Source organism: Fulvivirga lutimaris, from assembly GCF_009711525.1.
GTDB lineage: Bacteria > Bacteroidota > Bacteroidia > Cytophagales > Cyclobacteriaceae > Fulvivirga > Fulvivirga lutimaris.
Genome location: NZ_SMLV01000232.1, coordinates 1 through 6,936, shown reverse-complemented (window position 1 = coordinate 6,936; position 6,936 = coordinate 1). Strand labels below are relative to the sequence as shown.

At 36.9% G+C, this 6,936-nt stretch carries 5 protein-coding genes; 4 read left to right on the top strand and 1 reads right to left on the bottom strand.

The features are described 5' to 3' along the window. The 3 genes from E1140_RS02730 to E1140_RS02720 all read left to right on the top strand — a co-directional run. On the top strand, positions 1–1,338 hold a 1,338-nt coding region (locus E1140_RS02730; protein WP_155178792.1), incomplete at its 5' end, for a PKD domain-containing protein. A gap of 1 nt (position 1,339) precedes the next feature. Next, on the top strand, positions 1,340–2,386 hold the full coding sequence (locus E1140_RS02725; protein ID WP_155178790.1) for a PorP/SprF family type IX secretion system membrane protein: 1,047 nt from the start codon (positions 1,340–1,342) through the stop codon (positions 2,384–2,386). Between the two features lie 3 nt (positions 2,387–2,389). After that, positions 2,390–4,414, top strand: coding sequence for an OmpA family protein (locus E1140_RS02720; RefSeq protein WP_155178788.1), 2,025 nt, complete (start codon positions 2,390–2,392; stop codon positions 4,412–4,414). On the opposite strand, the gene E1140_RS02715 is transcribed toward E1140_RS02720, so the two are convergent. Continuing rightward, positions 4,403–5,587, bottom strand: coding sequence for a proline dehydrogenase family protein (locus tag E1140_RS02715; protein ID WP_155178786.1), 1,185 nt, complete (start codon positions 5,585–5,587; stop codon positions 4,403–4,405). The genes E1140_RS02720 and E1140_RS02715 overlap by 12 nt on opposite strands. Positions 5,588–5,744: 157 nt before the next feature. Between E1140_RS02715 and aroB the strand changes: the two genes are divergently transcribed. Then, positions 5,745–6,770 carry a 3-dehydroquinate synthase gene (gene aroB / locus E1140_RS02710; RefSeq protein ID WP_343034127.1) on the top strand — a complete coding sequence of 342 codons (1,026 nt, stop codon included), beginning with the start codon at positions 5,745–5,747 and terminating at the stop codon, positions 6,768–6,770. The last annotated feature ends 166 nt before the right edge of the window (positions 6,771–6,936 follow it).

Here is a 6,936-nt window from a genome sequence, read left to right as displayed (position 1 = left end):
GGTGATGGTGATGGAGATGGTGATGGTGAAACAATAATTTCACAGGCCATACTAACAGGAGGTTCGGCAGTATTTTGTAGCGGAGATATTTACTCTCTTGTTATAGACCTTGAAGGTGTTGGTCCGTGGAAAGTAGCATATACAGATGGAAATAATGAATTCAATATAGACATTGATGAAAGCCCTTATGTCATGGATGTGACCAAAGGAGGTAAATATTCCTTAGTGTCAATTGTGGATGCCAATGGAGTAACCGGAAATGTAAGTGGCGATGCATTTTTAGAAAGAGCTAACGCACCAACTGCGCAAATAACCGGTGGTGGAAGTGTTTGTGAAGATGAGGATGCAACTGTAAGAATCACACTGACTGGTGATGGGCCTTGGACTGTTACTTATTCAATCAATAACAATGAAATAACACAAACCACTCAAGAGTCGACACTTGAATTTCAAACAAGCGAAGTTGGTGAAGTTTCTTTAATTTCTGTGTCTGATTCTAATTGTGGTGGTAGTGCTAGTGGGTCTGTAACAGTATCATTAAATACCAGACCAAATGGGCAGCTCTACATTGACCCAACTTACTGTGTTGGTGAAGAGGTTAAGCTAAATAATGACATTCCACAATCTAACAATACATTTAACTGGACGACCACCGGCACAGGCAACCTTTCGAATGCTGATTCTAAAATTGCCACTTACATGGCAATAGAAGAAGAATTTGATGTAGAGTTCGTTCTTCAAGTTTTTGATGGATGCTCAACTATTCAGTTTTCTGATATTGCGGATTTCAAGGGCACAAGCGCTGAGTTCACTATTAATGAATTTTCTGAAATTCTAGAGTTGACTTCAAATGTTGATTATACTTTTACAGCCAATGATCAGAATGGCACCAGTTACACTTGGGATTTTGGCAATGGTGGTGGAAGCAGCAGTAGCACCTTAGAATATCAATACTCAACTCCAGGTAGCTACACTATAGAATTAATTGTGAAGAATGGTATTTGTGAAGCAACCTTTAGTAAATCAGTTATTGTTACTGAGAACCAAAACTTGTATGTGCCAAATGTATTTAGCCCTACCTCTAGTAACCCAGATAATAATAAGGTGAAAGTATACGGTGAAAATATTTCTTCGGATGATTTTGAGTTTATGATTTTCAACAAATGGGGTCAGGTAGTTTATAGAACCAATAGTGTTGCAGATGCTACGACTAGCGGATGGAACGGCAAAAGCAATAATGAAGAAAAAGAAAATAATGTTTTCACTTACACACTAAGGGGTAAGTTTAATAATGGTACTGAATTTGAAAAAACTGGAACCATCACATTAGCTAAATGAGATGACCCCTAAACGATTTTATCATTCGATAATCTTACTGGTAATATGTGTCCTGCCTTTTTCAACAAAAGGGCAGGATGCTGTGTTTTCACAGTTTTTTAATAGTACACTGTATCTTAATCCTGCACTAGCGGGTATCGAACAAGATGTCACGGTTAGTTTCGGGCATAGATCACAATGGAGAAATTTATTGTTTCCATACACCACAAGTCAATTTTCTCTTGTGATTCCTTACTACAAATCGAAACATACAAAGCCACTTGGGCATATTGGAGGATTTGGTCTCTCAATCTATAATGACACTGCTGGTGAGAATAATAACTTCAAAACAACAGGCGGAAATGTGGCATTTGCATACAACCTACCGCTAGATCACAAGTATATAAATCTCATAACTTTCGGTTTACAGGTAGGGGCCATTAATAAGAGAATAGATCCTGATGGACTGCAGTGGGGGGAACAGTATAACCCCTATGTGGGTTTTGACGCATCAATTGCATCATCAGATGTTAGTAGCTTAAGAGGAAGGACTTTTATTGATATAAATGCCGGAGCATTTTGGTGGTATAATCCAATTCAAACAGGAAACGAGTTGATCAACAGCGTTAATTCTGGTATATCAGTTTCGCACCTTAATAACCCAAACGAGAGTCTATTGGAACAAGAAAGCCAGCAGCTTCCTTTATTATATAAATATCATGGTGGGATGGTCCTAAACGTTTCATATAAGGCAACTATATCTGCTAACTATCTCATTGCCTATCAGGACGAAACTATTCAAAACAATATTGGCTCCTATTTTAGCTACAAATTAACTACTTTTAATCAAGGGAAAATGACCTATGGAATAGCCAGGCTTGGCGGCTGGTATAGAATAAATGATTCATTTATTCTGTTAACAGAATTCGAAACTGCCCTCTTTAAAGTAGCTTTTAGTTATGATTGGAACACTTCTTCACTCAGATATAATGATCGGGGCATAGGAACATATGAAATTAATTTGGCTTATAGGTTCACAAGTCATGCACCAGCAAAATCTCGCTACTAACCAATGAAAGCAGTTCTAACTTTTCTCTTTATTATTTCCTTTTTTCTCTCTAGTGCACAAAAAGTTGAATGGGCATTTGAAGTAATTGAGGTTTCATCAGAATGGAGAGTATCAAGGCATATGGCCCTAATTGGTGATGAGTCATATAAAGCCAAACAAGCATTAGACGAACCAAACATCTACCCTGGCAGTGTCAGCTCAACAAGAGCTTGGGCACCTAGAAAAGATGATGAAGTAGATTTTATTAAAGTTGGGTTTAAAAACCCTATAAAAATAAAGCAAATAGCAATTGCTGAATCGCTTAACCCGAGTGCTGTATCTAAAGTTTATGCCTATGATATTCAAGGTGTAGAATATTTAATTAATGTATTCAAACCTAAAGCTATTCCAATAAAAGGCAGACTTCTCAACATTTTCCTTGAAGAAACACCCTACGAAGTTGCTGCCGTTAAAGTAGAGATAGATGGCAGCAAGGTGCCTGGTCATAATGGCATTGATGCCATTGGTATTTCCGATTCTGATGAACCAATTACAATAAATATAACAGCGGCAAAGGGTGTTTATGGTGAGGTAGCCCCTGAGCGGTTAAGCGAGAAGATTAATAGTCCTTACAAGGATTTAAAGCCTCTGCTTACACCCGATGCAAAAGCCATGTTTTTCAGTCGTGTTTCTCACCCTGAAAATATTGGTGGAAAAAAGGACCTGGAAGATATTTGGTATGCTGAAAAAGATGCTTCCGGGGAGTGGAAAGAAGCTGTTAATTTGGGGGCACCTTTAAATAATGAAGGTCCTAATTTCGTTTGCTCAATTGTACCATATAAAAGAGGTTATACTCTACTATTAGGCAATCAGTATAAAAAAGATAAAATGATTGAGGGCCTTTCCATCGCTTACAAGCTTGATAGTGGAATTTCCAGTATCAAAAATGTTGAGATCGAAAATAAGGAGAACTTTTCTCCACATGCAAATTACTTTTTAAGTCAAGATCAGAAGACAATCTTGATGTCTGTACAGCGAAGAGATACTGAAGGAGATCGTGATCTCTATGTTAGTTTCATTCAGGACAATGGCAGGTGGTCAACGCCAAAGAATCTTGGGGAGGTAATAAATACATCTGATGAAGAGTCATCACCATTTATTGCTCCAGATGGAAAAACCTTATACTTCTCTTCCAAAGGTCATTTAGGATTCGGTGGTACTGATATATTCATCTCACATAGACTAGACGATACATGGACGAACTGGTCTGACCCAGAAAATATTGGCCCAACTGTAAATGACGAAAATGATCAGATGTTTTTTCACTTAGAATACGATTCAAAGTATGCATACTATACAGAAGGAACAGGTAGTGATGCTGACATTTATCGAATTGAACTACCAGCCATGCACCTGCCTGAACCAATAATTACACTTTATGGAAGAGTATTAAATGCTAATACAAACGAGCCGATTGAAGGAGCTACAATTGATTTAATTAATAAAACTGACAACTACATTGTCACAGAGCAGACAACAGAGGCTGATGGATATTATAGTTTGGTAATGCCAATAGCGGCCATATTTGAACTTAATGTTATCAAGGAAAACTATATTACTGTTGAACATGAACCCATAGACCTTCATTCTGTCTATGAAAGTGATAGTATTAAAAGAGATATATTCTTATCTCCAGTAGAAGTGGGTCAAAGGATATCTCTTGATAACATTTATTTTGAATTTGATAAAGCTACATTGAAAGATGAGTCAAAACCTCAGCTAAATAAGGTGATCAAGTTTCTTGAAGAGAACAAAAAGATCACCATACAACTAGATGGGCATACTTGCTCTATGGGACAAGATGATTATAACCAGAAGCTATCCGAAGACCGAGCCAGGGCGGTATTAGAATATTTTGTGGAAAACGGAATTAAGGAAAAACGCTTAAGTTCATTTGGCTTTGGAGAAACAAAACCGATTGAATCTAATGAGACAGAAGAAGATCGTAAGAAAAACAGACGAGTAGAATTTGTGATTCTAACTAAGTGATTTTCTTCTTTTAAGTTCCTTTCTGATCAGAGATAACTCCCGACTACTTTGCCCAGCAACTGAAGTATTTTCACTAGCTCTTCTGAGCAAATAGGGCATTACTGATTTTACAGGACCGTATGGGACGTATTTTGCTACATTATAACCTGCTTTCGCAAGGTTAAAAGATATGTTGTCGCTCATTCCATACAACTGTGCAAACCACACTCTAGGGTCATCATTTTTCATATTATGCTTCTCCATTAACAACGCCAGGTAGTAGTTGCTATACTCATTATGAGAACCACACACCACCGAAACCCGTTGCTGATTATCTATACAAAATGCCAATGCTTTGTTAAAATTGTCGTCTGAGGCCTCCTTGGTTGGTTGGATTGGGCTCTCATACCCCATTTCTTCGGCTCGCTCCCTTTCCTTTTCCATATAAGCTCCTCTTACAAGTTTTGCTCCCAGGTAATAGTTGTCCATAGCAGCATAATGGAAAGCTTTTTTCAAGCCATCCAAAGTGCTTGTTCTGTACATTTGAAAAGTATTGAAAACAATGCATGACGATTGATTATACTTCTTCATCATTTCATATGCGAGCTTGTCAATAGGTTCTTGCAGCCAAGTTTCTTCTGCATCAATGAGTATTGGAACCTTTAATTCAAAAGCCCTTTTACAAATGGTATCTACTCTTTGCCTAACTCTTTCAAAGGCTTGCAGTTCGTTATCAGTGAGAGCTTTACCAGCTTGAATCTTTATCAATAAAGGACTGTCAGCTAGTCCTGTTACTTTAAAAACGCTAAAAGGAATATGCTCCGACTTAGCCGCCTCCTCAATTGTTCGAACTATCTCATCTCTGGTTTTGTCAAAAGACTCTTCATCATCTTCTCCTTCAACTGAATAATCCAGAATGGTTCCAATATTATAATCACCTAACTCCTTAATTGTCTTCCTACTTTCCTCAATATTTTCTCCTCCACAAAAGTGTTCAAATACTGTATGCTTTATTATTCCTTTAATTGGCAATCTCAATGCCAATCCAAGCTTTACTGAGCCTGTCGAAAGGCTTGACATAATGGGGTTGTTAACCACAGAAAACAGAAAATTTGCCTTCTTTAATGCTTTGTCAGACTTGGCCTCAAAAGCATTAGATGTGTCATCAAATGATATATTAGATGCAAGTTGCATAGGTACCTAGATTATTGCGCCCAAAGATATAAAATAACCTATAATCCGGTGTTTTGTTTTATTTTAATATCTTTAAACGATATAAAATAGTGCAATAATATTCAGGCTATCTCTGGGTAAGCATCGCTATAATTACCATAACATTTCTGTAGTCACTGTGGGGCAAATTACTATTACATCAGACTTAAATACGGAGCTTAAACAGTTTCTTAGCAAAAACAATTACAGCCAAATAGCAGTACTTTGTGATGAGAATACATATCAACATTGTTATCCGCTAATAGACATTCCTGATCATATTGTCATCACAATACCTTCAGGTGAAGAATATAAAAATATTGAAACTTGTGGTAAAGTTTGGGGAGCCATTACAGATGGCAATTTTGATAGAAAGAGCCTCCTGATAAATATTGGTGGTGGAGTCATTGGTGACCTTGGTGGATTTTGTGCCAGAACTTACAAACGTGGTATTGATTTTATCAACATCCCAACCACATTATTAGCTCAAGTTGATGCAAGTATTGGTGGTAAATTAGGCGTTGATTTTAATGGATTAAAAAATCATATCGGATTATTTAGTATACCAGAATTAGTAATAATAGATCAGATATTTTTAAAAACTCTATCAAAGGAAGAATTAAGATCGGGTTTTGCCGAAGTCATTAAACATCATATTATTGCTGATGGTGTCGCTTGGAAAAACTTAGTCAGCAAATCTTATGATCAACTTGATTGGACTGAAATTGTCAGGCACTCCATAGAAATAAAAAGAAAGATAGTTGACAGTGACCCAACAGAAAAGGGAGCAAGAAAACTATTAAACTTCGGACATACTATTGGACATGCCGTTGAAACATTTTTATTAAACACTTCAGAAAAGCTTTTGCATGGTGAAGCTGTGGCTTTAGGTATGATTTGCGAAAGCTATATTGCATCACAAAGAGATATGATAAGTGAAGCAGATCTTCACCAGATCATTAAATATATTAACAGCATATACCCCATACACAGGATAAAGGATGAGTATAAAAAGGAAATAATTAAATATGCCCTACAGGACAAAAAAAATGAAGGCAGACAGATATTGGCTGTGCTACCTAGTTCAATTGGAAGTGCTCAATGGGATTGTGAAATATCCAAAGAAGATATTCTAGATGCAATTAATTATTACAATCAAATGTAATTGATATCAGAGTCATCGAGATTATTCAAGTCTTTTTTATCACCTGACTTTGAAATACTTCTACTTGCTATGTTTCTAATTTTTTTGTTTGTTTTACCCAAGGTCACAGCAGCTACTGCAGCACCAGTTGCTATACCCAAGAACAATGCGATTTTTTTACCAGTTT

Coding starts and splice junctions, on each gene's coding strand:
- E1140_RS02715 (WP_155178786.1), bottom strand. CDS start 5,587: ATGCAACTTGCATCTAATATATCATTTGATGACACATCTAATGCTTTT.
- E1140_RS02720 (WP_155178788.1), top strand. CDS start 2,390: ATGAAAGCAGTTCTAACTTTTCTCTTTATTATTTCCTTTTTTCTCTCT.
- E1140_RS02725 (WP_155178790.1), top strand. CDS start 1,340: ATGACCCCTAAACGATTTTATCATTCGATAATCTTACTGGTAATATGT.